The 19,901-nt window shown below is 63.3% G+C and carries 25 protein-coding genes and 1 pseudogene; 16 read left to right on the forward strand and 10 right to left on the reverse strand.

The window, feature by feature from the left end; all coding sequences use genetic code 11:
- Positions 1-78: 78 nt before the first annotated feature.
- A pseudogene (locus OKC30_RS12410) lies at positions 79-1,343 on the forward strand (LapD/MoxY N-terminal periplasmic domain-containing protein).
- Positions 1,340-2,281, forward strand: a complete 942-nt coding sequence (locus OKC30_RS12415; protein ID WP_042014953.1) for a TAXI family TRAP transporter solute-binding subunit — start codon at positions 1,340-1,342, stop codon at positions 2,279-2,281. The pseudogene OKC30_RS12410 and the gene OKC30_RS12415 overlap by 4 nt, the downstream one beginning before the upstream one ends.
- Here OKC30_RS12415 and OKC30_RS12420 read toward each other — a convergent pair.
- Positions 2,276-2,950, reverse strand: coding sequence for a transglutaminase-like cysteine peptidase (locus tag OKC30_RS12420; RefSeq protein WP_104455202.1), 675 nt, complete (start codon positions 2,948-2,950; stop codon positions 2,276-2,278). The genes OKC30_RS12415 and OKC30_RS12420 overlap by 6 nt on opposite strands.
- Before the next feature lie 76 nt (positions 2,951-3,026).
- Positions 3,027-3,965, reverse strand: coding sequence for a zinc ABC transporter substrate-binding protein ZnuA (znuA, locus tag OKC30_RS12425; RefSeq protein ID WP_160837525.1), 939 nt, complete (start codon positions 3,963-3,965; stop codon positions 3,027-3,029).
- 94 nt (positions 3,966-4,059) lie between these two features.
- On the opposite strand from znuA, the gene znuC reads away from it, so the two are divergent.
- Entirely contained in the window at positions 4,060-4,824 is a 765-nt protein-coding gene (gene znuC, locus OKC30_RS12430) for a zinc ABC transporter ATP-binding protein ZnuC (RefSeq protein ID WP_069651971.1), read from the forward strand.
- A gap of 9 nt (positions 4,825-4,833) precedes the next feature.
- On the forward strand, positions 4,834-5,613 hold the full coding sequence (gene znuB, locus OKC30_RS12435; RefSeq protein ID WP_160837526.1) for a zinc ABC transporter permease subunit ZnuB: 780 nt from the start codon (positions 4,834-4,836) through the stop codon (positions 5,611-5,613).
- Between the two features lie 105 nt (positions 5,614-5,718).
- Here the strand turns inward: znuB and OKC30_RS12440 are convergent, their stop codons facing one another.
- Positions 5,719-6,636: a LysR substrate-binding domain-containing protein gene (locus tag OKC30_RS12440; RefSeq protein WP_042014956.1), complete on the reverse strand. Its 918-nt coding sequence runs from the start codon at positions 6,634-6,636 to the stop codon at positions 5,719-5,721.
- Between the two features lie 91 nt (positions 6,637-6,727).
- Here OKC30_RS12440 and OKC30_RS12445 point away from each other — a divergent pair, with 91 nt between their 5' ends.
- Positions 6,728-7,585, forward strand: coding sequence for a DMT family transporter (locus tag OKC30_RS12445; RefSeq protein ID WP_010672801.1), 858 nt, complete (start codon positions 6,728-6,730; stop codon positions 7,583-7,585).
- Here OKC30_RS12445 and OKC30_RS12450 read toward each other — a convergent pair.
- Entirely contained in the window at positions 7,582-8,172 is a 591-nt protein-coding gene (locus tag OKC30_RS12450; protein ID WP_041214394.1) for a uracil-DNA glycosylase family protein, read from the reverse strand. The genes OKC30_RS12445 and OKC30_RS12450 overlap by 4 nt on opposite strands.
- Before the next feature lie 102 nt (positions 8,173-8,274).
- Between OKC30_RS12450 and rarD the strand changes: the two genes are divergently transcribed.
- Together rarD and OKC30_RS12460 are read left to right on the forward strand one after the other, a co-directional pair.
- Complete coding sequence (gene rarD, locus OKC30_RS12455) at positions 8,275-9,168, forward strand: EamA family transporter RarD (RefSeq protein ID WP_160837527.1); 894 nt, start codon at positions 8,275-8,277, stop codon at positions 9,166-9,168.
- Positions 9,165-9,500 carry a GIY-YIG nuclease family protein gene (locus OKC30_RS12460; protein WP_160837528.1) on the forward strand — a complete coding sequence of 112 codons (336 nt, stop codon included), beginning with the start codon at positions 9,165-9,167 and terminating at the stop codon, positions 9,498-9,500. Before rarD ends, OKC30_RS12460 begins: the two co-directional genes overlap by 4 nt.
- Positions 9,501-9,550: 50 nt before the next feature.
- Here the strand turns inward: OKC30_RS12460 and pspG are convergent, their stop codons facing one another.
- The 4 genes from pspG to OKC30_RS12480 form a co-directional block, all read right to left on the reverse strand.
- Positions 9,551-9,769, reverse strand: a complete 219-nt coding sequence (pspG, locus tag OKC30_RS12465) for an envelope stress response protein PspG (RefSeq protein WP_010672797.1) — start codon at positions 9,767-9,769, stop codon at positions 9,551-9,553.
- A gap of 47 nt (positions 9,770-9,816) precedes the next feature.
- On the reverse strand, positions 9,817-10,023 hold the full coding sequence (locus tag OKC30_RS12470) for a PspC domain-containing protein (protein WP_010672796.1): 207 nt from the start codon (positions 10,021-10,023) through the stop codon (positions 9,817-9,819).
- A gap of 2 nt (positions 10,024-10,025) precedes the next feature.
- Positions 10,026-10,688 (reverse strand): phage shock protein PspA, encoded by a 663-nt coding sequence (gene pspA / locus OKC30_RS12475; RefSeq protein WP_160837529.1) that lies wholly within the window; start codon positions 10,686-10,688, stop codon positions 10,026-10,028.
- Between the two features lie 206 nt (positions 10,689-10,894).
- A complete protein-coding gene (locus OKC30_RS12480; protein WP_039039739.1) occupies positions 10,895-11,623 on the reverse strand; it encodes a 1-acylglycerol-3-phosphate O-acyltransferase in 729 nt (242 codons plus the stop codon).
- 163 nt (positions 11,624-11,786) lie between these two features.
- Here OKC30_RS12480 and OKC30_RS12485 point away from each other — a divergent pair, with 163 nt between their 5' ends.
- Genes OKC30_RS12485 through OKC30_RS12500 form a run of 4 tightly spaced genes read left to right on the forward strand, consistent with a single transcriptional unit; the run spans position 11,787 to position 15,544 of the window.
- The gene (locus tag OKC30_RS12485; protein ID WP_039039817.1) at positions 11,787-12,167 is read left to right on the forward strand and encodes a hypothetical protein; all 381 of its coding nucleotides are present in this window, start codon (positions 11,787-11,789) and stop codon (positions 12,165-12,167) included.
- Between the two features lie 55 nt (positions 12,168-12,222).
- Positions 12,223-14,265: a protein-disulfide reductase DsbD family protein gene (locus OKC30_RS12490; protein ID WP_160837530.1), complete on the forward strand. Its 2,043-nt coding sequence runs from the start codon at positions 12,223-12,225 to the stop codon at positions 14,263-14,265.
- 10 nt (positions 14,266-14,275) lie between these two features.
- On the forward strand, positions 14,276-15,016 hold the full coding sequence (locus OKC30_RS12495; RefSeq protein ID WP_010672791.1) for a DsbA family protein: 741 nt from the start codon (positions 14,276-14,278) through the stop codon (positions 15,014-15,016).
- Between the two features lie 3 nt (positions 15,017-15,019).
- Positions 15,020-15,544, forward strand: coding sequence for a protein disulfide oxidoreductase (locus OKC30_RS12500; RefSeq protein ID WP_052814378.1), 525 nt, complete (start codon positions 15,020-15,022; stop codon positions 15,542-15,544).
- A gap of 188 nt (positions 15,545-15,732) precedes the next feature.
- On the opposite strand, the gene OKC30_RS12505 is transcribed toward OKC30_RS12500, so the two are convergent.
- Positions 15,733-16,032, reverse strand: coding sequence for an EF-hand domain-containing protein (locus tag OKC30_RS12505; RefSeq protein WP_234888587.1), 300 nt, complete (start codon positions 16,030-16,032; stop codon positions 15,733-15,735).
- Between the two features lie 267 nt (positions 16,033-16,299).
- Between OKC30_RS12505 and atcJ the strand changes: the two genes are divergently transcribed.
- From atcJ to atcC, 4 genes are read left to right on the forward strand one after another with little or no spacing between them, the layout of a single operon-like run.
- The gene (gene atcJ, locus OKC30_RS12510; RefSeq protein WP_024943298.1) at positions 16,300-16,584 is read left to right on the forward strand and encodes a cold adaptation protein ActJcold adaptation protein ActJ; all 285 of its coding nucleotides are present in this window, start codon (positions 16,300-16,302) and stop codon (positions 16,582-16,584) included.
- A 23-nt stretch (positions 16,585-16,607) separates the two neighbouring features.
- Positions 16,608-17,150 (forward strand): cold adaptation protein AtcA, encoded by a 543-nt coding sequence (atcA, locus tag OKC30_RS12515; RefSeq protein ID WP_128296340.1) that lies wholly within the window; start codon positions 16,608-16,610, stop codon positions 17,148-17,150.
- 12 nt (positions 17,151-17,162) lie between these two features.
- On the forward strand, positions 17,163-17,930 hold the full coding sequence (atcB, locus tag OKC30_RS12520) for a cold adaptation protein AtcB (RefSeq protein ID WP_010672787.1): 768 nt from the start codon (positions 17,163-17,165) through the stop codon (positions 17,928-17,930).
- A gap of 11 nt (positions 17,931-17,941) precedes the next feature.
- The gene (gene atcC, locus OKC30_RS12525) at positions 17,942-18,844 is read left to right on the forward strand and encodes a cold adaptation protein AtcC (RefSeq protein WP_160837531.1); all 903 of its coding nucleotides are present in this window, start codon (positions 17,942-17,944) and stop codon (positions 18,842-18,844) included.
- An 85-nt stretch (positions 18,845-18,929) separates the two neighbouring features.
- Here atcC and OKC30_RS12530 read toward each other — a convergent pair whose 3' ends face one another.
- On the reverse strand, positions 18,930-19,253 hold the full coding sequence (locus OKC30_RS12530) for a hypothetical protein (protein ID WP_160837532.1): 324 nt from the start codon (positions 19,251-19,253) through the stop codon (positions 18,930-18,932).
- 246 nt (positions 19,254-19,499) lie between these two features.
- Between OKC30_RS12530 and OKC30_RS12535 the strand changes: the two genes are divergently transcribed.
- The gene (locus OKC30_RS12535; protein WP_039039818.1) at positions 19,500-19,751 is read left to right on the forward strand and encodes a hypothetical protein; all 252 of its coding nucleotides are present in this window, start codon (positions 19,500-19,502) and stop codon (positions 19,749-19,751) included.
- Positions 19,752-19,901 lie beyond the last annotated feature (150 nt).

The raw sequence follows: 19,901 nt of genomic DNA on the forward strand, positions 1-19,901 counted from the left end.
TTGCGATTAAATCAGATCACAAACGAAGCCTTTTTTCTATCTATTTCAATTGGTTGTAGCTAAAGATCCTGTACATGAATCCTCTTCACCATCGGCGCCGCGCTGCTGCTCGTGCTGGAGATCACGACGGTACGACAGTCTATTCTCGACCAGATGTCGGCCAACCTTGAAACCGCCATCACCGCACTGGGGCTGGTGCTGCAGGGCACTCTGCTCAACGATGACAAGGTCCTTGCCGAGACCATAGTGAACGCCATGTTCGACGGAGGCTTCGTCAACTCCGTCGTTCTGCTGGATCCGGATGGCCAGGTGCTGTTCCAGAAGGTGTTCCACACCGCACAGCAAAATGTTCCAGGCTGGCTCCCCTCAGTTATCGACATGCCACCGGTCAAGATTGAGCAGGAGTTGACCGACGGCTGGCGCATTCTCGGTACCCTCACGCTCGAGGGACACAAGGGTTACGCCTACCAGCATCTGTGGAACGCCATCAGTCGTACCGGACTTGCGCTGCTCGCCGGCCTGCTGGTGTTCAGCCTGGTGATCACCTGGGTGTGCCGCCGCCTGCTGCGCCCCCTCGAACAGATCAGTCTGCAACTGGCCCGGATCCGCAAACGCCAGTTCAGCGGCAACCTGCCAACCCCGTGGCTTCGCGAATTGCAGGAAGTCGTTGTCTCCATCAACCAGCTGGTCTCTGAACGCAAGCGGGACCTGCTGCAACAGCGGCTCAAGATCACCCAGCTTGGCAAGCACGACGCTCTCCCGACCCACCAGAAGCTCGTTGGGCTGGTCGACACCGATGGCAACACCTATCAGCAGCATTTCTTCTCCACTCAGGGGAGTATCAGGCTCTACAGCCGCCTGCTACCCAAGCCCCCCCCACCACGGACAGTTCGCCGGATGAAATTCGGGGGCTGCTCAACAACTGGCTGACCCAGAAGGCGGAAGGGCTCCAGCTGCCTCTCAGCCTGCTCGGCCACCCAGACTGGGCGCAGTTTGCCCCCGTGCTGACCAGCGCTCGTGGCAAGACGCTGGACTGGCGCTGGGATCTGGCGATCTTCCCCCCCCTGGCCGAGGAACGACTGACCGCACTCCAGTCCCAGGGGATTGAGCTGGCATTCAGCAACATCCCGATGAACAACGACAATCTGGCCAGGCTCGACCCCATCAGACCCGTCTTCATCAGTTGCCAGCTCACCCAGTCCCCCCTTTATTGGAACCTGCTCTCCCAATGCCTCCATGCTTCCGGCTACACCTTGCTGGCGGAAGCCGGCGACGTAAGCGATGTGGACATGCTGCGCAGTTGGGGCATCGATGGTTATGCCACTCAGGAGAATGCATCATGAGGATCCCGCTGCTGCTGCTCGCCCTGCTGTGGCAACCGACCCTGCACGCGACCACCATGACCATAGGCACAGGGGGGGAGCAAGGCATCTATTACCAGGTCATCAAGGAGTTCTGCAGACTGGCCAAAAAAAGTGACCCCACGATGCCCTGCAAACTACAGGCCAGCTCCGGGTCCATCGAAAATCTCCGCCAGCTGAAAACGGGAGAGGTACCCTATGCGCTCGTCCAGTCCGACTGGCTCTATCAGGCCAGCCAGGGCACCGGGCCTTTCGCTGCCCAGCCACAACCCGAGCTGAGGGCGCTCTTTGCCACCCACGCCGAACCTTTCACCATAGTGGTGCGAGCCGATGGGGATATCACCACCCTGGAGCAGCTCAAGCTGGCCCCCATCGACATGGGCCTGAAGAGTTCAGGGACTCGTCAAACGGCATTGGCCCTGTTCAATGTTCTGGGCGCAAAGGAGCAGGATCTCGATTTGAAGAGCGTCGCCAATCTCTCCGAAGCGTTGTGCAATAAACAGATCGATGCCTATGGCCTTGTCATGGGTCATCCCAACCGCATCGTGCTGGACACCGCCAAGCGCTGCGCCGTGCGCTTCCTGGCGATCGAGGGGCCCGTAAGGGACCAGCTGCTCAAAGGGGTCAGGTATTACCAGCGCAGCCAGGTGCCGGCACGCATCTACCCGGGCAACCTCAAGGCAACCCCCACCTTCGCCATCGCCGCCACCCTGGTGACCAATGCCGCCACTCCCGATGACGAGGTCTATCGGCTGACCCGGGCCATGCTGAGCCAGCAAACCAGTTTCAACGAACAGACCTATGGCTATGCGAACCTGTTTCACAAGGCGCGCAACAAAATAGGCCCGGTGCTGAGTGTCGAACAGCATCCGGGCGCGGGAAAATATTTCGAGGAGTTGAAGGCGGCGGGCAAGTTATAGCTGGCGACGGGGGGAGCGCAGATGCTCGCTGGAGAACCGGCTCTGCATCGAGGTCCACTGGGCCAGGCGATCGGCACTCCCCGCCAGGGTTCCCTCGCGGCGGGATTTCATGATCCAGATGCTTTTGGCATCGAAACTGTAAACCGGCTGCAGATCATTGCGCTTGCTCCCCGGCAGGATGCGGCCATTGATGTTGTCCAGCACCAGGGGATCTGACTTGATGGTCGGGAAGTACAACGTCACCATGTGGAACTGGTTGTAACGAATTGCCTTCACATAGGCCAGCCGCAGCTTCTTCTCGTCGACCCCCAGCTCCATCAGGGTGTAGTACTTGGCGATGCTGTAGTCCTCGCAATCCCCCCCTCTCGCCCCGATGAACTCCAGCGGATTGGCCCAATAATCATCATCCCCCCACAGTCTGGGATCCTCGCTGTAGGTCAGGTTGTTGAAGTAGTTGTTCACCAGCTCCAGCTTCTGCTGGTCCGTCGTTCCGGCCCTTGGCGTCAGCAGACGAGAGAAGGCCTCGGACCGCTGGATCGCTCTGGCGCCATAGACCGCCTGCATTTTTGCCCTGAGTTCCGGGCTGGCGATGTGTTCGGAAAGACCGGATGCCTGTATGCCGGATCCCAGCAGGGTCAGCGTGCAGGCAGAGATGAGCAACCATTTCATGACTGACACTCCATATCAGATGCTGGAGGTCAGTATAGTTGGCCGCGCCGCCTCTATCGTCAATGTCGGGCAAGGCCTAGCGGCACTGGGCGAAGGCATCCGCCAACTGCTGCATGAATTGCGGATAACCGTCCGGACCGAGCGGCACCCGCTCGCCGACTTCGTCCAGCAGCAGCACCTTGGCCCCGGTATTGCGGGCAACCGACTCGATCACCGCCGGGGAGAACTGCGGCTCGGCGTAGATGCAGCTCGCCTTTTTCTCTTCCAGCGCCTTGCGGATGTCAATCAGCGTCTTGGCTCCCGGGCGACGCTCCGGGCTCACGGTGAAGTGTCCCTTGGAGCTCATGCCGTAGTGACGCTCCCAGTATCCATAGGCTTCGTGGAACACGAAGTAGCCCTTCTGATCCACCGCCTTCATCTGCACGGCGATCACCTTGTCCAGGGCGTCAACCTTGCCCTCGAAGGCCGCGAGATTGGCGGCATAGCGCGCCTGGTTGGCAGGATCCAGCTTGCCCAGTTCGGTCGCGATCGCCTTGGCAATCACCTTGGCCTGGGTTGGACCCAGCCAGATGTGGGGATCCACCCCTTCGTGGTAGTGCCCTTCATGGCCCTCGTCGTGCGAGCCGTGGTCGTGGGCGGCATGGTCATGATCCTTGTCATCATGGTGATGATCGTCATGTTCCCCCTGGGTCGCATAGTTGTACAGCGGCATGCCGGGAACCTGGGTCAGGGTCAATACATGAGGATGCTGGGCCAGGGGTTTGGCCATGAAGCCTTCCAGCTCGGGACCGACCCACACCACCAGATCGGCCTCCTTGATATTGCGCATGTCGGAAGGGCGCAGGGAAAAATCGTGGGGCGACGCACCGGTGGGCAGCAGCACCCCGGGCTCGCTCACACCATCGGTGATCGCCGCCGCGATGAAGCCCAGGGGTTTGATGGTGGTCAGCACCTCGAGGGCACGGACAGGCAGACTCACCGCCATCAGGGCAGTGATCAGAGCAAGAATTCGCATAGAGGTCTCGTCAGGGTGTGTGTGTGTGATAATATAACAAACCAACGTCGCTGTTATATTATAACTCTCACAGGCTGTAAACCCCGGAGCTGTCATGACCCAACTGGTGGAGCTGAAAGAGGTCTGTCTCTCATTTGACGGACGACTCGTGCTCGACAAGGTCTCCTTTACCCTGAACAAAGGCAAAATCACCACCCTGGTCGGCCCCAACGGGGCGGGCAAGAGCACCCTGAGCAAGCTGGTGCTGGGCTTGCTCAGCCCAGATTCGGGGGACATCGTTCGCCGCCGCGATCTGCGGGTCGGCTATGTACCCCAGCGCCTCTATCTGGACCCCACCCTCCCCCTGACGGTGCGCCGCTTCCTGCAACTTGGCAAGAACAGCCGCCTCTCCATCGAGGAGGCGCTCAATCGGGTCGGTGCCCAGGATCTGCTGGACAACCGGATGCAAAAGCTCTCCGGTGGCGAGATGCAGCGGGTGCTGCTGGCCCGCGCCCTGCTGGTCAAACCCGAGCTGCTGGTGCTGGACGAACCGGTGCAAGGGGTAGATATCACGGGCCAGATCGAGCTCTATGCCCTCATCAGCCAGCTGGCCGCCGAGTTCCACTGCGCCGTGCTGATGGTCTCCCACGATCTGCACCTGGTGATGGCCAGCACTCACGAGGTGATCTGCCTCAATCGCCACGTCTGCTGCCACGGCGAGCCGGAGAGCGTGGCCCGGCACCCGGAATTTGCCCGCCTGTTCGGGCGGCCGGAGCGGGAGGTGCTGGCGGTCTATACCCACCATCACCACTGCGATGGCGAACACCATCATCATGAACCGCAGGCTCCCGTCATCCGCCTGCCCTCTCGCAACAACTAGGATCTTCACGTGGACAGCTTTCTGTTATACGCCCTCGCGGCCGGACTCGGCATCGCCCTGCTGGCCGGGCCCCTGGGCAGCTTCGTGGTGTGGCGCAAGATGGCCTATTTTGGCGACACCCTCTCCCATGCCTGCCTCTTCGGCATCGCCCTCGGCATCCTGCTGCAGGTGGACCTCACCCTGGCGGTCGTGGTCTGCTGCCTCGCCATGGCAATGCTGCTGGTCATCATGAGCCGCAACCAGCAGGTCGCCACCGACACCCTGCTCGGCATTCTGGCCCACAGCGCCCTGTCGCTGGGTCTGGTCACCCTGAGCTTCATGGACAACGTGCGGGTGGACCTGATGGCCTACCTGTTTGGCGACCTGCTCTCGGTGCAGCCCATGGACCTGCTCTGGATCTACGGCGGCGGCGCCCTGGTGCTGCTCACCCTGTGGCGACTCTGGGAGCCCCTGCTCTCCATGACCATCTCGGAAGAGCTGGCCCGGGTGGAAGGGGTACGGGTGGATGTGCTGCGCTGCGTGCTGATGTTGCTGATAGGCCTGGTCATCGCCGTGGCCATGAAGTTCGTCGGGGCGCTCATCATCACCTCCTTGCTGATCATTCCCGCCGCCACCGCCCGCCGCTTCAGCCAGACCCCGGAGCAGATGGCCGGCTTTGCCGCCCTGACCGGCTGTCTCGCCGTGCTGGGGGGCCTTGCCCTCTCCTGGTATCAGGACACCCCGGCCGGTCCCTCGGTCGTAGTCTGCGCCACCACCCTCTTTGTACTGAGCCAGTTCAAGCGCACCTGACCCGCTCCTGATGGCCCTGGTCTCGCCAGTGCCATCAGGCCTCCCGAATCAGACACCTTCGTCGTGGGCTGTGCCGTCCATTCTGCATTAGGGCGCCCAGCCCGTTCAGACGCGCCTGAGAGGCTCGTTTTCCCCGGGTCTCAGGCTCGCCTGCGACTCCTGCCACAGCCACTGACGCAACCGGCTGATGGCGGGTTCATGGGCGCGCGAGCGCTTGAAGACGAAATAGAAGTTGTCGCCGGTCTCGAGGGCGTGCAGGGGCAGCCGCACCAGACGCGGATCTTCCGGCTGCAACATGTAGTCATTGATGAGCGCCATTCCCTGGTCCCAGTTCGCCGCCTCCAGCGCGAGCAGGATATGGCTGAAATGGTGCACCCTCGCCTCGGGGGGAATAGTCAGCCCCCCCATTTCGGCCCAGCGCCGCCAATCTTCCCCCTTCTCGCGGTAGATAGCCTGGATGGAGAGCAGCGGCAACTGCCACAGGGTGGCGGGCCACTCCCCTTCCACCTGCTGCCACATCCGGCGACTGCACACCGGCATCAGCCGCTCCCGATAGAGCAGATCGTGCATGTAGCCCGGCCCTTCGGGGGAGACGGTGATGAAACCGTCCGCCACCCTGTCGGAGAGCTCGGGGTCTTCCGCCACCATCTCCAGGCTGAGATCCAGCTCTGGATAGAGCTGGCGCAGCCCGGCCAGGCGCGGGATCAGCCACTTCACCGCAAAGGAGCTGTAGACCGCGAGCCGCACCCGCATCTCGCCGCCGCCGCGCAACTGCTCGCTGCTCTGGGCAATCTGGACCAGCCCGGCGGCGATCCCCTCGAAATAGATCTCCCCCTGGGGCGTCAGGGAGAGCAGCCGCCCCTGGCGCAGCAGCAGCCGCTCCCCCAGAAAATCCTCCAGCAGACGGATCTGGTGACTGACCGCACTCTGGCTGACATTGAGCTCCAGGGCGGCGCGGGAAAAACTCAGCAGGCGGGCAACCACCTCGAAATATTGAACGGCGCGCAGGGGGGGCAGCTTCATTATCCAAATTTCTCATGCGTGATGATTTTTTATCATTTTACTGGATAACAGGCCGCGGGCTACCCTCCCCTCATCTGAATCTGGAGGTGGTATGAATGCAGTCGGAATAGGCATCCTCTATCTGGTGCTCGGCAACATGGTGGCGGTCTTCTCCGATGCCCTGGTCAAGGTGCTGGAGCCGGACCAGCCCATCTTCCAATTTGTCTTTTTCCGCCAGCTCTCCGCGGCCCTGCTGCTCGCCCCCTGGCTGCTCTGGTCCTGGCGGCGCAACCCGCCGGTAGCCCTCAAGTGGCACCTGCTGCGGGCCCATATCTGGGCCGTCGGTGTCTGCCTGATGGTGGTCGCCCTCACCCGGCTGCCGCTCGCCACCGCCAACGCCCTCTTCTATGCCGCCCCGCTGCTGATGGTGCCGCTCGCGGTCTGGCTGGCGGGGGAGGCACTCTCGCGCCAGAAGGTGCTGACGGCGCTGCTCGGCTTCGTCGGAGTGCTCATCGTGCTGCGCCCGACCGAGGTAAACTGGGCCGCCCTGGCGGCGCTCGGGGTGGCGCTCTCCCTGGCGGTCAACAACCTGCTGATCAAGCGCATCCCGCTCCAGCAGCCCATCGCCCAGACCCTGTTTTTCACCAATGTGCTGAGCATGCCCTTCATCCTGGCGCTGGCCTGGTGGGAAGGGGGCGAGTGGCAATGGCAGATGTGGTGGCCCGCCTTCGGCTCCTCGGCGCTCATCATGGTCTACGCGGGGCTGTGCGTGATGGCCTATCGCAAGGCGGAGGCAAGCAAGATCGCCTCGGCGGAGTACACCGGGCTGCTGATGGCGGTCGCCATCGGGGTCTGGCTGTTTGACGAACAGCCGGGGCTGCCGCTGCTGCTGGGGTGCCTGTGCATCATACTGCCGCTGGTCGCCATGGCCCGCAGCAAGCCCAAACCCCAGGCCGAGCCGGCGCTCTAGCCTGCCGGGTCAAGCAGGGGGGCGACCCGCTGCTGCAGATGGGGGATCACCCCCTGCTCGAACCAGGGGTTCTTCCTGAGCCAGAGGGTGTTGCGCGGGGACGGGTGCGGAAGCGGCAACCAGGCCGGGCCATAGTCCGCCCAGTGTCGCACCGTCTCGGTGAGCGATCCTTTCGCCGCCGCCCTCAGGTAGTAAGCCTGCGCATACTGGCCGATGAGCAGGGTCAGCTCGATGTTGGGCAGCAGCATCAGAACCTTGTCGTGCCAGGTGGGGGCACATTCCGGGCGCGGCGGCAGATCCCCCGACTTGCCCCTGCCGGGGTAACAGAGCCCCATGGGCATGATGGCGATGCGGGATTCATCGTAAAAGGTGGCCTTGTCCACCCCGAGCCACAAGCGCAGTCGATCGCCGGAGGGATCGTCCCAGGGGATGCCGCTGGCGTGTACCCGGGTGCCGGGGGCCTGGCCGATGATGAGCAAACGGGCGCGCTCGTTGCCGCGGATCACCGGCCTTGGGCCGAGCGGCAGGTGGGCCTCGCACAGGCGGCAGGCCCGGATCTGTTCAAACAGGGGATCGAGTCGGTTCATGGGCCCGATAGTACCAGAGTTTTCTCCCCGCTCCCGCTTGTGAAAGGAGCGGCGGATACTTATCATGCAGCCGCCATTGTTTAGTTTAATAAACGGAGAGAGATGAAGAACTGGATGGGCACCGGCAGCGCGGCCCTCTCATTCGTGCTGTGGGGCATGCTGCCCCTCTATTACCAGTTCATGCCCGAGATCAACATGTGGGAACTGCTCTCCCACCGGGTGCTCTGGTCCGTGGTGCTGCTGGGAGGCCTGCTTCTGCTCCTCGGCCATCGGGTACCCTGGGGGGCCCTGCGCGGCGATCCCCGGCAGCTCGGCCTTGTGCTGCTGGCGGGCCCCGTGATGTCCATCAGCTGGTGCATGTTCACCTGGTGCCTGACCACGGGCCAGGTGCTGGCCACCAGCCTCGCCTTCTTCATGACCCCGCTGTTCAACATCGCCTTTGCGGTGCTCTTCCTCAAAGAGAAGCTCACCCCGCAAAAACACCTGGCGGTGACGCTCGCCCTGGCGGGGCTCGCCTACATGCTCTTCTCCTACGGCGAGCTGCCCTGGTTCTCCCTCGTGATGGGGGCCAACTTCGCCCTCTACGGCCTCATCAAGAAGAAGGTGAGACTGGACGCCGGTACCAGCCTCTATCTGGAGTCCCTGGTGCAGTTGCCCGTCGCCCTGCTGATCATCGGCTGGCTGACCTTGCAGGGCACCAGCCAGTTTATGGCTGGTGACTGGACCGAGCGCCTGCTGCTGATGGGCAGTGCCCCCGCCACCCTGCTGCCGGTGGGGCTGTTCTGCTATGCGGTGGCGCGCACGCCCATGAGCACGGTGGGGCTGCTGCAATACATAGAGCCGAGCCTCGCCTTCCTGCTCGCCCTCTTCTGGTTTGGCGAGATCCCGGATCCGGTGAAATCCGTGGGCTTTGCCTTCGTCTGGGCCGGCCTGCTGGTGAGCCTGCTGCCCCTGCACCGGCTTGGGCGCCAGCGGGCCAGGTGGCGCACCTCATGACCCTCGCCACCACCACTCCCTCCCGCTGGTTTGTCTATCTGGTGCGCACCGGCACCGGGGCACTCTATGCGGGGATCAGCACGGATCCCGAGCGGCGACTGCGTCAGCACCAGAGCGGCAAGGGGGCCAGAGCCCTGCGCGGCAAGGGACCCCTCTCCCTGGTATGGCAGCAGGAAGTCCCCGGCAAACCCGAGGCGCTGCGCCTCGAGTACCGCCTCAAGCAGCAGAGCAAGGCGTTCAAGGAGCGCCTGGTACACGAGCCGGTGCTGTGGCACGGCTGGGGCCTTTCCTGGCTTGCCACCCCGCACACCGACCCTGTGTCGCCCCCATAAAAAGGGCCACTGCAAGCAGTGGCCAAGGAAGGATGCGAAATCAGGGGGGCTTAACGGTAGGTGTTCGACTGCTTGCGCCTGTTGCTGAGTAGCCAGCACACCACCAGCACCACCAGCAACCAGGGCGCCAGCTTGATGATGAGGGCAAACATGCCGGCCAGGGCGCCAAACAGCACGAAGACCCCGCTCACCAGCAGCATGGCCAGCACGGTGAATCCGGTCAGCGCCATGCCGATCAGCACCAGGATCAAGACGATAAATTCCAGCATGTTGTGCTCCTCACGGGCTTGCACTTGCCGACGGGGCGATCCGGAGATCACCCCAGCCAGCGTTGAAGTTCACGGCGGGGAGGCATGACGAGCACCCCCACCAGATAGAGCGCCAGGGCCAGCGGCGGCATCAGGATCAGGGCGAGCAGGGCCACCACCCGCACCGTCACTCTGGACACCCCCAGCCCTCTGGCAAGACCGGCGCAGACCCCGGTCAGCTTGCGATGGGCGAGATCCTTGGGCCAGGGTGTCATGGTTATGCCTCCACCTTCTGACCCTTGAGCCGGGCCAGTTCCCGCTCAATCTCGTCGTTCAGCTCCAGCTCGCGGAACTGGGCCTCGAGGGACGGATTCTGCCCCAGGGTCGCCGCCTCCAGCTGGGCCTCCAGCTGATCGACCCGGTTCTGGAAGCCGTCGAAGCGGGCCACCAGCTCGTGCATGCGCTGGTTGTCCACCTGGGCACGGGCGCGGATGCGGCTGTGGGCGGTCTGCTCGCGCAGGGTCAGCATCTTCTGCTTCTCCCGCGCCTCGGTCAGCTTGGCCGCCAGTCGCTCGCTGTCGGTGGTGAGCTGGGCCAGCACCTCGGCCACCCGCGCCTTGTCCTCTTCCAGCCGCTCGCACTGCTTCATCTCCGCCAGCTTCTCGGTGAGGGCGGCACGGGCCAGATCTTCGCGGCCCTTCTGGATGGCGAGTTCGGCCTTGGCTGCCCACTCCTGGATCTGGTTGCGCAGCGCCTGCTGATGGCGCTCCAACTGTTTCTGTTCGGCGATGACGCGGGCGGCCTGGGTTCTCATCTCGACCTGGACCTGCTCCATCTCCTCGATCATCAGCCGCAGCATCTTCTCCGGCTCTTCGCTCTTGTCTAGCAGGCTGTGCAGGTTGGCATTGATCACGTCGGTCAGGCGGCTGAATACGCTCATGGTCTGGCTCCTTGTTGATGGGGTGTCACTCTCTTCCCATGACATTACAAGAGCCGTGCCAGAATATTTTTTCCTTTATTTACAATTAGATGAAAGTTAACGATGGATGTCCATTGGATACAGCGTGGTGAAAAAAACCAACAAGATGGTGATTTTCACCAATAAAAAAGGGAGCCAGCGGCTCCCTCTCTTCTCTGCAACCGGGCTCAGGCCGCCGGCCGATGGCCAAGCTTGCCATCCAGCTCCGCCAGCTTGGCTTCCATCTTCTCCCGGCAGGTGTCGGAGAGCTCGCGGATGCCGGCGGCGCCGTGCTCCTTGCTGCACACCGGGGCCATCACCTCCAGCAGCACCTCGCCGTTGTCCCAGCGGTTGAGATCGACCTGACCGAAGTAGCTGGAGCAGACGATGGGCACCACGGGCACCTCGGCCTGGACGGCAGTGTGGAAGGCCCCCGCCTTGAACGGCAGCAGACCACGCCCCTGGGAGCGGGTCCCCTCCGGGAACATCCAGATGGAGGTGCCGCGATGCTTGATGCGATCCACCACCTGGCCGATGGTGCCGATGGCGCGGGAGCGGTTGGAGCGGTCGATCAGCACGTTGCCGGAGAGCCAGAAGATGAGACCGAAGAAGGGGAGCCACAGCAGGCTCTTCTTGCCCACCGCCACCACGCCGGGCTGCACGGCGCCGGTCACGGTGAAGATGTCGTAGTTGCTCTGGTGATTGCAGACGTAGACCGCCGGCCCCACCGATTTGACCTCGTCGGCCACCGTCACCCGGACCTTGAGGCCGATCAGCGGGCAGACCGCATGATACATGCGGGCAAAGACATAGACGTTGTTCGGGTGGCGCGGGCGCACCAGACAAAGCAACAGGCCGAACAGGAACCAGAAGACGAGCAGCAGTGCCAGCAGCAGCACACGGGCAAGTTTGAGCATCGAACACCTCGGAATTTGACTCGGCGCAGTATACTGGTCCCCCTTTTAGCGAACAAGCGTTCGCCAGACAGAACCGACCAGCCCCGGACGCCACCGGCCACCCCGGCTTGCCCCACCCGCCATTGCCCGCTAGGATGTGGCCATCTTGATGAACGGGGCGAGCATGATTTTGCAACAACGCGCGGCGACACGACTCCTGCTGCTGGTCTGCCTGCTGGTGCTCAATTGCGCGGCCCAGCCGCTGGCCCGCCTCGCCCTGCTCGATCACGCCGTGAGTTGCCAGACCCTGCCCCAGTTCGCCTCAGCCGACGACCAGGCCGACAAGGGCACGCCCGCCAGTGTGCAGCCCAATAGCTGCCAGCTCAACGGCAAGTGGCTGAGCGCCGCCAGTCTGCTGTGCGTGGAGCAACTCTTCTTCGCCATCGCCTTCGTGATTGCCCTGCTGGTGCCCCTGTCACGGCGCGCGCCGGCACTGCCTCCCCCCATCAATGTCTCGCCGCCAGAGCGGCGACTGCACCTCACCCTCTGCGTCTGGCGGGAATGAGTTCAGCCGCGCTTTTTCAGCCTGCTGTCACTCATTTTTTTGCGAGACCCAACACATGTCGAATCTCTTCAAGGCGGCCCTGCTACTGGGCAGCCTGCTGTGGCAATCCAGCGGATTGGCCAGCGATACGGGGTGGCTCACCCGCCCCCAGAACAGTCACGCCAAGGTCAGGCTGCAAGCCGACCGCAGCGTCCCGGATCAGACCCGCATCCTGCTCGATGTCCAGCTGGAGTCAGGCTGGAAGACCTACTGGCACAGCCCGGGTGAAGGGGGCATAGCGCCCCAGATCCTGTGGGATGAGCCGGTCGGCGACTTCCAGTGGCACTGGCCCACGCCGCGTCCCTTCGAGGTGGCCGGGCTCAACACCCAGGGCTATCAGGAGCAGGTACGCTTCCCCCTGAGCCTGGGCTACCCGGCCGGGCAGCCGCTCAAGGGCACCTTGCGCCTCTCCACCTGCAGCAATGTCTGCATCCTGACCGACTACCCCTTCACCCTGGCGGCGGATGGGCAGGCGCCGGCCGGTTTCGACTTCGCCTGGGCCCGGGCCATGAGCACCCTGCCACAGACGCTGCCCGCCGACACCCGGGTCGAGCTCGGCTACCAGCACAACCTGCTGCAACTGCGGGCCGAGCGGGTCGAGGGGTGGCAGGAGCCTGCGCTCTTCATCGATGCGCTGGAGGGGGCCGAGTTCGGCAAGCCCGCGCTCGAGGTGAACGGCACCACCCTGATTGCCCGGGTGCCGGTCAGCGACGGCTGGCAGGGGGATGCCCCTGACTTGCGTGGTCAATCCCTCGGCCTGCTGCTCACCAGCGGCGAGCAGGCCTGGCAGACCCGCGCCACCATCGCCGGGCCCCTCACCTTGCCAGCCCCAGGCCAGCCTCTCATCTGGCTGCTGGGGGCGGCGCTGCTCGGCGGTCTCATCCTCAACCTGATGCCCTGCGTGCTGCCGGTACTGGCCCTGAAACTCGGCACCGTGTTGCAGCAGCAGGGGCGCGAACAAGGAGGCGTGCGCAAACAGTTCCTCGCCGCCAGCGCCGGGATAATCACCTCCTTCTGGGTGCTGGCGGCCATGAGCAGCCTGCTGCGCGCCACACAAGGGGCGGTCGGCTGGGGGATCCAGTTCCAGAGCGCCGGTTTCATCGGCTTCATGGTGGCGGTGACCCTGCTGTTTTGCGCCAACCTGCTGGGGCTGTTCGAGATAAGGTTGCCCAGCAGTCTCAGCACTCGCCTCGCCACCCGCGGCGGCAAGGGGCTCGGCGGTCACTTCCTGCAGGGGAGTTTCGCCACCCTGCTCGCGACCCCCTGCTCGGGCCCCTTCCTTGGCACCGCGGTGGCCTTTGCACTGGCGGCGCCGCTCGGCCAGCTCTGGCTCATCTTCACCGCCCTCGGCCTTGGCATGAGCCTGCCCTGGCTGCTGGTGGCGGCCCTGCCGCGCCTTGCCCTCTGGCTGCCCAAACCGGGGCGCTGGATGGGGCGACTGCGCATCCTGCTCGGGCTGATGATGCTGGGCTCCAGCCTCTGGCTGGCGAGCCTGCTTGGCAACCATCTGGGCACCACGGCCACCGGCTGGCTGATGGCCGCCATGGTGCTGGCGCTGCTGATGGGCATCCTCTGGCGTTATGGCCTGCGCGGTTTCACGCTGGCCCTCTCCCTCTCGGCACTCATCGGCGGCGCCCTGCTGCTGGGGGGCGCCCTCACGGTGAAAGGGAGTGGCAGCGTCGATCGCATCGCCTGGCAGCCGCTCTCCGAGCAGGCCATCGCCGACGCCCTGGCCCAGAACAAGCGGGTCTTCGTGGATGTCACCGCCGACTGGTGCGTCACCTGCAAGGCCAACAAATACAACGTGCTGCTGCGTGACGAGGTGCAGCGCGCCCTGTCGGCCCCGGGCGTGGTGGCCCTTCGCGGCGATTGGAGCCGGCCGAGCGATGCTATCTCCGTCTTCCTGCGCCAGCGCGGCGCCGCCGCCGTTCCCTTCAACCAGATCTACGGGCCCGGCCTGCCGGAAGGGGAGATCCTCTCTCCCCTGCTGGACAAGGCCGACTTGCTCGACAGCTTGCACAAGGCCGGCCTCGTTCGGGCCGATGCCACCCATTTCTAAGGAGAATGCCATGAGACTGCGAACCCTGACCCTCTGCACCGCCCTGGTAGCCGCCACCCTGGGCACCCCCACGCTGCACGCCGCCCCCTTCACCCCGGAGCAGGAGGCCCGCATCAAGGAACTCATTCGCGAGACCCTGATCGCCAACCCCGGGATCCTCGACGAGGCAGCCGAATCCTGGGAGAAGCAGAACGCCGCGACCCAGCAGGCCCAGATGGGTGACTTCATCAAGGGCAACCAGGATGTGCTGTTCAACAGCCCCACCAGCCCGCGCCTCGGTGCCAAGCATCCCAAGCTGACCCTGGTGCTGTTCACCGACTACAACTGCCCCTACTGCAAGCAGTTCGACCCGGCGGTCGCCAAGCTGCTCGCGGCCTATCCGGACGATCTGGGGCTGGTGATCAAGCTGCTGCCGTTCAAGGGGCAGACCTCCGCCAAGGCGGCCCAGTACAGCCTGACCCTGTGGCAACAGGATCCTGCCCGCTTCCTCCCCCTGCACGACAAGCTCATGAGCAAGCAGGGGATGCTGACCGAGACGGACATCAACAAGGCGCTGGCCGCCACCGACAACCTGACCCTCAAGCCCGCAGGCAAGGCCACCGAAGAGCTGCGCAACAGCCTGCGCATCGGTACCCTGCTCGGCGTGCAAGGCACCCCGGCGACCCTTATCGGCAACCAGCTGGTGCCAGGTGCCATTCCCTATGACGAGCTGGAGCAGCTGGTCAAAGCCGAGCTGGCCAAGCGGAGCTAAGCCATGGCCGAGGATGCAGGCATAAAGGCCCCCCGCTGGCGCCGCTGGGGCAAGGAGGCGCTCTGGCTGCTGCTGATGGCGCTTGTCATCACCACCCTGGTGGATCTGTGGCGCAGCCCCACGCTGCCGGCGGGGGCCATGGAGGCCCCCTTCACCCTGCAGGACGGCACCACCACCACTCTGACCGAGCAGAGCCGCGGCAAGCCCCTGCTGGTCTACTACTGGGCCAGCTGGTGCGGGGTGTGCCGCTTCACCACTCCCACGGTGGAGCAGCTCTGGCAGGAGGGTGAAAATGTGCTGACGGTGGCACTGCGCTCCGGCAGCGATGACCAGTTGCGCGCCGGGATGGCGAAGAAGGGGCTGACCTTCCCCACCCACAACGACGAGTCCGGAGATCTGGCCGCCCGCTGGCAGGTGGGGGTGACGCCGACCTTCCTCGTCATCAAGGATGGGGCTCTGGTGAGCAGCACCACCGGCTGGAGCAGCGCCTGGGGGCTCAGGTTGCGGCTGCTCTGGGCAAGCTGGTAGCCCCCCTTCATGCCAGAGATGCAAAGAGCCCGGTATCGCTACCGGGCTCTTTTTCATCGGAGGGCTGACAACCCGCCCTATTGGGCGGCCTCCATCGCCCGCTTCTCCAGATTGGCCTTGATGTCGAGACGCTCAGACTCCCCGATCACCCCGTCACCGTTCTTGTCCAGGCGAGAGAAGAGCGCCTCCTACCGCGCCATGAACTGGGCCCTGGTGGTCTCCCGCGACGGCTTGAGCTGGCTCATCCGCTCCGGGACCGGCTTGCCAGCCTGTTGCATCACGCCAGCCAGCTTTGCCAGGTTGGCCTCTTTCTCGGCAACCGACAGCACGCCGTCACCGTTCTTGTCCTGCAAGGCGAAGCGCTGGGCGGCGCGCTCCATGAACTGGGCCCTGGTGACATCCCCCATCAGCGGCGAGGCGGGCAATATGTCGCTGGCAGAGGCGCCACTGCCTGCCAGCGCGAGCACGAAAAACGCGGACTTGACCATGGCGATGACTCCTTGTGACGGCAGAATCCGGATGGTTCGGACAAGAGGGGGCCGGGCAACGCCGGGGCCTGCCGCCCCCCTCTGCCAGTGTAGCCCCGCCGCCATCTCGCACCGCCCGCTCTTTTCGTACAGAAAGACCGCACTTTCATGGCAGAGGCGCCGGCTTTCCGTTAAAATCTCCGGTTTTTGCCGAGCCTGGTTTGCCGACGTTCAGCCACCAGGTCGACACAGGATGAATTCCACCATGCCAGTGAGGCAGGATCCGTCATGAACAACTACTTCCGGGTGTTGGGCGTCAAGTCCAATGCCAGTGAAAACGACATCAAAAAAGCCTATCGACGGCTGTCGAACCAGTACCACCCCGACAAGCTGCACGGGGCGAGCGAAGAAGAGAAAGAGCAGGCAGCCGCCCGGCTGCACCAGGTAAAGCAGGCTTATGAAGTGCTGTCCGATCCGAAACAGCGGGCCGCCTTTATCAAGGATTTCAACAACGTCATCGTGACCGATCCCGCTGCTGCCATGCAGGAGATGTGGGACCAGTTCTACCCCTGAGCCACCAGGCAAGAAGAGCAACTATGCAAAAAAAATGGGACCAGGCACGGCTCAAGGCCCTGCAAAGCGATGCCAGCGAGAACATCGAATCCTACCGGGATCAGGACGACCCCAAGGGGCTCGAGCAGTTCACCGACCAGATGAAGGCCCTGCTGCTGGCCGACATGAGCATGCTGGAGTTCATGCCCGAATACCTGCCGCTCGCCCTCTATGGCCGGGTGCAGTTCCCGCCCAAGGCCAAGTCGCAGTGGAACAAGTGGCTCGCCAGCGGTGAGCAACCCTCCTGGGACGAGTTCAAGGTGAGCGTCGGCTTCAACAACGCCATCCTGCCCCTGGTCAAGGCGGTGCGGGCACAGAGCGAAGATCAGCTGATGGAGGCCTGCGCCGTGCTGTTCCTCCTGGACAACCCGCTGCCCCGCGGCAGCCACCGCGGTGATGACGACTATGAGTTGCGCGATGAAGAAGAGGAAGACGGGGAAGATGCCGACGCCGACTACCACGGCGGCAGTGACCGCTATGGTGATGACGACGGCGATCAGGATATGTACGACGAAGTCCGTTTCTAATTGGGGCAAGGCATGAGCAACAGTCTGATAGAAATTACCGCCATCGAGATCAAAGAGCTGGCCGTCATCGAGCCGAAGCAGGCCAGCGAGAAGTTCGAGCTGATCGCCAAGACCATGTCTGACGACCAGCTGGCAGAAGTGATTGAAAACATTGATATCGTTACCCTGACCCAGATCAACGGCCAGCACGACATCTCCTTCCCTTCCATCATCTCCGAGCTGATGACCCCGGAGCGGATCCGCGACATCGTCTGCCAGCAGCCCCTCTACTGGGAAGAGGCGATCAAGAACAACGCCGACGAGCTGCAACAGCACACCTTCGACTTCCTCAACTACCTGATCCGCACCCAGGAGAGCGAAGCCAAGCAGCGGGAGATCCTCGAGTGCGTGGCCGAGGATCCGGCCGGTCTCTTCTACCTCGCCATCCCCTTTATCGAGTTCTATCGCGGCGATCGCTATGAAGAGGACGAAGGTTATCGCGACGTGCTGCACGCCGAAGAGGAAGATCTCGAAGAGTCCCTGCGCTACAGCGAGCGCCAGCAGGCCGAAGACAGCCACGACTATGCGCTGGACGACCCGCGCAGCCTCTTGATGCTCATTCGCGAGCTGGCCCCCGAGGTGGAAAAATCCATCAAGTCGCTGCTGCGCAACGAGCACTCCACCTGGGACGGCATCATCAACAAGTTTGCCGCCGAGCTGGTGATGCAGGCCAAAGAGAAGAACAAGGTCGAGGAAGACGAGTACGGTGACGTCGACGACATGTTCAGCTTTCTGGATTAAGGAGCCCATTCATGCAGTTAGTCATTCGCGATGCCAACCAGGGCCCCTTTCTGACCCAGGTGCTGCGCTTTGGCCGCGACAACGAACTCTTGAGTCAGCAGCAGCTCGCCGCCATCAAGGGCAAGGCGGTGCTGATGAGCCTCAAATTCGCCGACAAGTACTACAACAAGTACAAGATGCACCTGCTGGAGCAAGCGGCCCACGACGTCATCGGCGTGGTGAGCCTCGGTCTGCAGGAGCTATCCCAACGGGACCCGGCCAAGGCACTGGCCCTGTTGCAGGCGCCGGAAGGCCCCATCAAGCCGTTCCAGAAGGGCTGGTCCATGCTCATCACCGTCAGCCCCAAGCAGGCTGGCAACAGCCTCTACGGTGACGTGGATGCGCGACTCTTGGACAAGATCTCCAGCCCCCCCGATGTGGAAGAGTGGCAAGGGTGGCAGGAGTACGAGAAGGCGCTGACCGAGCACAACAAGAGCCGCCTGATGGAGCTCATCGACCAGCACTTCTTCGCCTGCGAGAGCGACCACCCCACCATGGAGGACAAGCTGGCCGAGGCCCTGCTCTACCGCATCCTCTGCGGCAAGGGCAGTGGCGCCGCCCCCCTCAAGGTGAAGCAGGATCTCAAGCGCAAACTGGCGCGGGAGATTGAGCTCGACGAGGGCTGGTACGACACCGACTACCTCGCCGCCCAGCTCACCCTGATGCTGAGCGCGCTGCCCGCCGACATGGCCGCCGCCCTGCGCCAAGAGCTGAGCCCGGGCTTTGTGCCCAACCTGCTGCATACCCTGGGGTTTGTGCGTCAGTACCAGCAGTTGCAAAAAGAGGACGCCTCGCCGGAGAAGCTCGACAACATGGAGATGCGCGCCGGGATCCGCCACCCCCTGCTCGGCTGGCCCCTCTACCACGACTTCTGATGACGGGCTTTCCCCTTCACGCTGTTCCAACGCCCGGCTTGCCGGGCGTTGTCATCTTTGCAGCTCGCAGATGGCGGCACCGACCCTATCGAGCAATGGTCCACATGGCGCTTTGCATCCCGGTCTCCCGAAAATCGATCACCACGGGATAGTCGTTGCCACAGCCCGTCACCGTCCAGCGCTCCTGCCAGTGGCGACTGCCCGGCTCCCCCTCGGGAAGTTGCAACACCACGGGCACGAAGCGCTCCGGCGCGTCACTCCCCTTGGTGGCCACCCAGGATGCGACCCCCACCATGGCATCCCGGATCAGCTGCTGATTGGCCAGGGTACCTTCCTGCACGGGTTCACTCGGGCTGGCCTCGGCCTGGCACACCAGGGGAAAAAGCAACAGCAGGGCACAGGGTCTCATCACACCTCCAGAGGGGTCAGTCAAAAAGTGGTTCGTTCGGGGCTTTCACCATGACCCGAAACGGCGCCAGACAGAAGAGACCACCAGGGGGAAGCAGGCGCAGGATCCGGGGTGCGGTGGCGTGCACGCAAGGCGGACTACCTCCTAAGCGTCATTGGCCCACATTTTGTCAGGGATATAATGACTCCCCCATACAAGCCGCCGGGGAGCCAGACCGTGAGCAGAAAGCCGGACCGCATGACCGCCATGCAGCAGATCATCGACGCCGTGAAGGCGGAATTTCCGCTCTATCAACCGGATACCTTCAAATGCGGGCCGGACAACACCTGCATCGGCTGCCCCAAGAAGCTGATGGAGCTGGTGGATACGGACCTCTGCTATTGGCAATATCAGATCGATCGCGGCATCCCGCCCAGCTTCGACGAGCTCAACCGCTTCGGCAAGATGTGCAAAAATATCCGCCGGGCCCTGGTGCGCAATGGCCGCATTCCCGCCTGACGAAAAGCAATACGCTGCCTTCATCGGCTTTTTGTGATGGTTTTATCCACCAGAATGAATCACCACCTTATTTAAGGTTCATCGCGGCTTTCCGGGGAAGGCCGCCTTGATTTTCAGAAAAAAGTATTCTGAGTCCCTAAATCCATATGC

Source organism: Aeromonas sp. QDB18 (assembly GCF_027705325.1).
GTDB classification, from domain to species: Bacteria; Pseudomonadota; Gammaproteobacteria; order Enterobacterales; family Aeromonadaceae; genus Aeromonas; species Aeromonas caviae.

Excerpts from the sequence above, each read along its gene's own strand:
- atcA (WP_128296340.1), top strand. The coding sequence starts at position 16,608 with ATGCAAAAAAAATGGGACCAGGCACGGCTCAAGGCCCTGCAAAGCGAT.
- OKC30_RS12480 (WP_039039739.1), bottom strand. The coding sequence starts at position 11,623 with ATGCTCAAACTTGCCCGTGTGCTGCTGCTGGCACTGCTGCTCGTCTTC.
- OKC30_RS12440 (WP_042014956.1), bottom strand. The coding sequence starts at position 6,636 with ATGAAGCTGCCCCCCCTGCGCGCCGTTCAATATTTCGAGGTGGTTGCC.
- OKC30_RS12490 (WP_160837530.1), top strand. The coding sequence starts at position 12,223 with ATGTCGAATCTCTTCAAGGCGGCCCTGCTACTGGGCAGCCTGCTGTGG.
- OKC30_RS12450 (WP_041214394.1), bottom strand. The coding sequence starts at position 8,172 with ATGAACCGACTCGATCCCCTGTTTGAACAGATCCGGGCCTGCCGCCTG.
- OKC30_RS12445 (WP_010672801.1), top strand. The coding sequence starts at position 6,728 with ATGAATGCAGTCGGAATAGGCATCCTCTATCTGGTGCTCGGCAACATG.
- OKC30_RS12500 (WP_052814378.1), top strand. The coding sequence starts at position 15,020 with ATGGCCGAGGATGCAGGCATAAAGGCCCCCCGCTGGCGCCGCTGGGGC.
- rarD (WP_160837527.1), top strand. The coding sequence starts at position 8,275 with ATGAAGAACTGGATGGGCACCGGCAGCGCGGCCCTCTCATTCGTGCTG.
- OKC30_RS12460 (WP_160837528.1), top strand. The coding sequence starts at position 9,165 with ATGACCCTCGCCACCACCACTCCCTCCCGCTGGTTTGTCTATCTGGTG.
- znuC (WP_069651971.1), top strand. The coding sequence starts at position 4,060 with ATGACCCAACTGGTGGAGCTGAAAGAGGTCTGTCTCTCATTTGACGGA.
- pspA (WP_160837529.1), bottom strand. The coding sequence starts at position 10,688 with ATGAGCGTATTCAGCCGCCTGACCGACGTGATCAATGCCAACCTGCAC.
- OKC30_RS12530 (WP_160837532.1), bottom strand. The coding sequence starts at position 19,253 with ATGAGACCCTGTGCCCTGCTGTTGCTTTTTCCCCTGGTGTGCCAGGCC.
- OKC30_RS12505 (WP_234888587.1), bottom strand. The coding sequence starts at position 16,032 with ATGGTCAAGTCCGCGTTTTTCGTGCTCGCGCTGGCAGGCAGTGGCGCC.
- OKC30_RS12420 (WP_104455202.1), bottom strand. The coding sequence starts at position 2,950 with ATGAAATGGTTGCTCATCTCTGCCTGCACGCTGACCCTGCTGGGATCC.
- atcJ (WP_024943298.1), top strand. The coding sequence starts at position 16,300 with ATGAACAACTACTTCCGGGTGTTGGGCGTCAAGTCCAATGCCAGTGAA.
- OKC30_RS12470 (WP_010672796.1), bottom strand. The coding sequence starts at position 10,023 with ATGACACCCTGGCCCAAGGATCTCGCCCATCGCAAGCTGACCGGGGTC.
- znuA (WP_160837525.1), bottom strand. The coding sequence starts at position 3,965 with ATGCGAATTCTTGCTCTGATCACTGCCCTGATGGCGGTGAGTCTGCCT.
- OKC30_RS12485 (WP_039039817.1), top strand. The coding sequence starts at position 11,787 with ATGATTTTGCAACAACGCGCGGCGACACGACTCCTGCTGCTGGTCTGC.
- atcB (WP_010672787.1), top strand. The coding sequence starts at position 17,163 with ATGAGCAACAGTCTGATAGAAATTACCGCCATCGAGATCAAAGAGCTG.
- OKC30_RS12495 (WP_010672791.1), top strand. The coding sequence starts at position 14,276 with ATGAGACTGCGAACCCTGACCCTCTGCACCGCCCTGGTAGCCGCCACC.
- OKC30_RS12535 (WP_039039818.1), top strand. The coding sequence starts at position 19,500 with ATGCAGCAGATCATCGACGCCGTGAAGGCGGAATTTCCGCTCTATCAA.
- atcC (WP_160837531.1), top strand. The coding sequence starts at position 17,942 with ATGCAGTTAGTCATTCGCGATGCCAACCAGGGCCCCTTTCTGACCCAG.
- pspG (WP_010672797.1), bottom strand. The coding sequence starts at position 9,769 with ATGCTGGAATTTATCGTCTTGATCCTGGTGCTGATCGGCATGGCGCTG.
- OKC30_RS12415 (WP_042014953.1), top strand. The coding sequence starts at position 1,340 with ATGAGGATCCCGCTGCTGCTGCTCGCCCTGCTGTGGCAACCGACCCTG.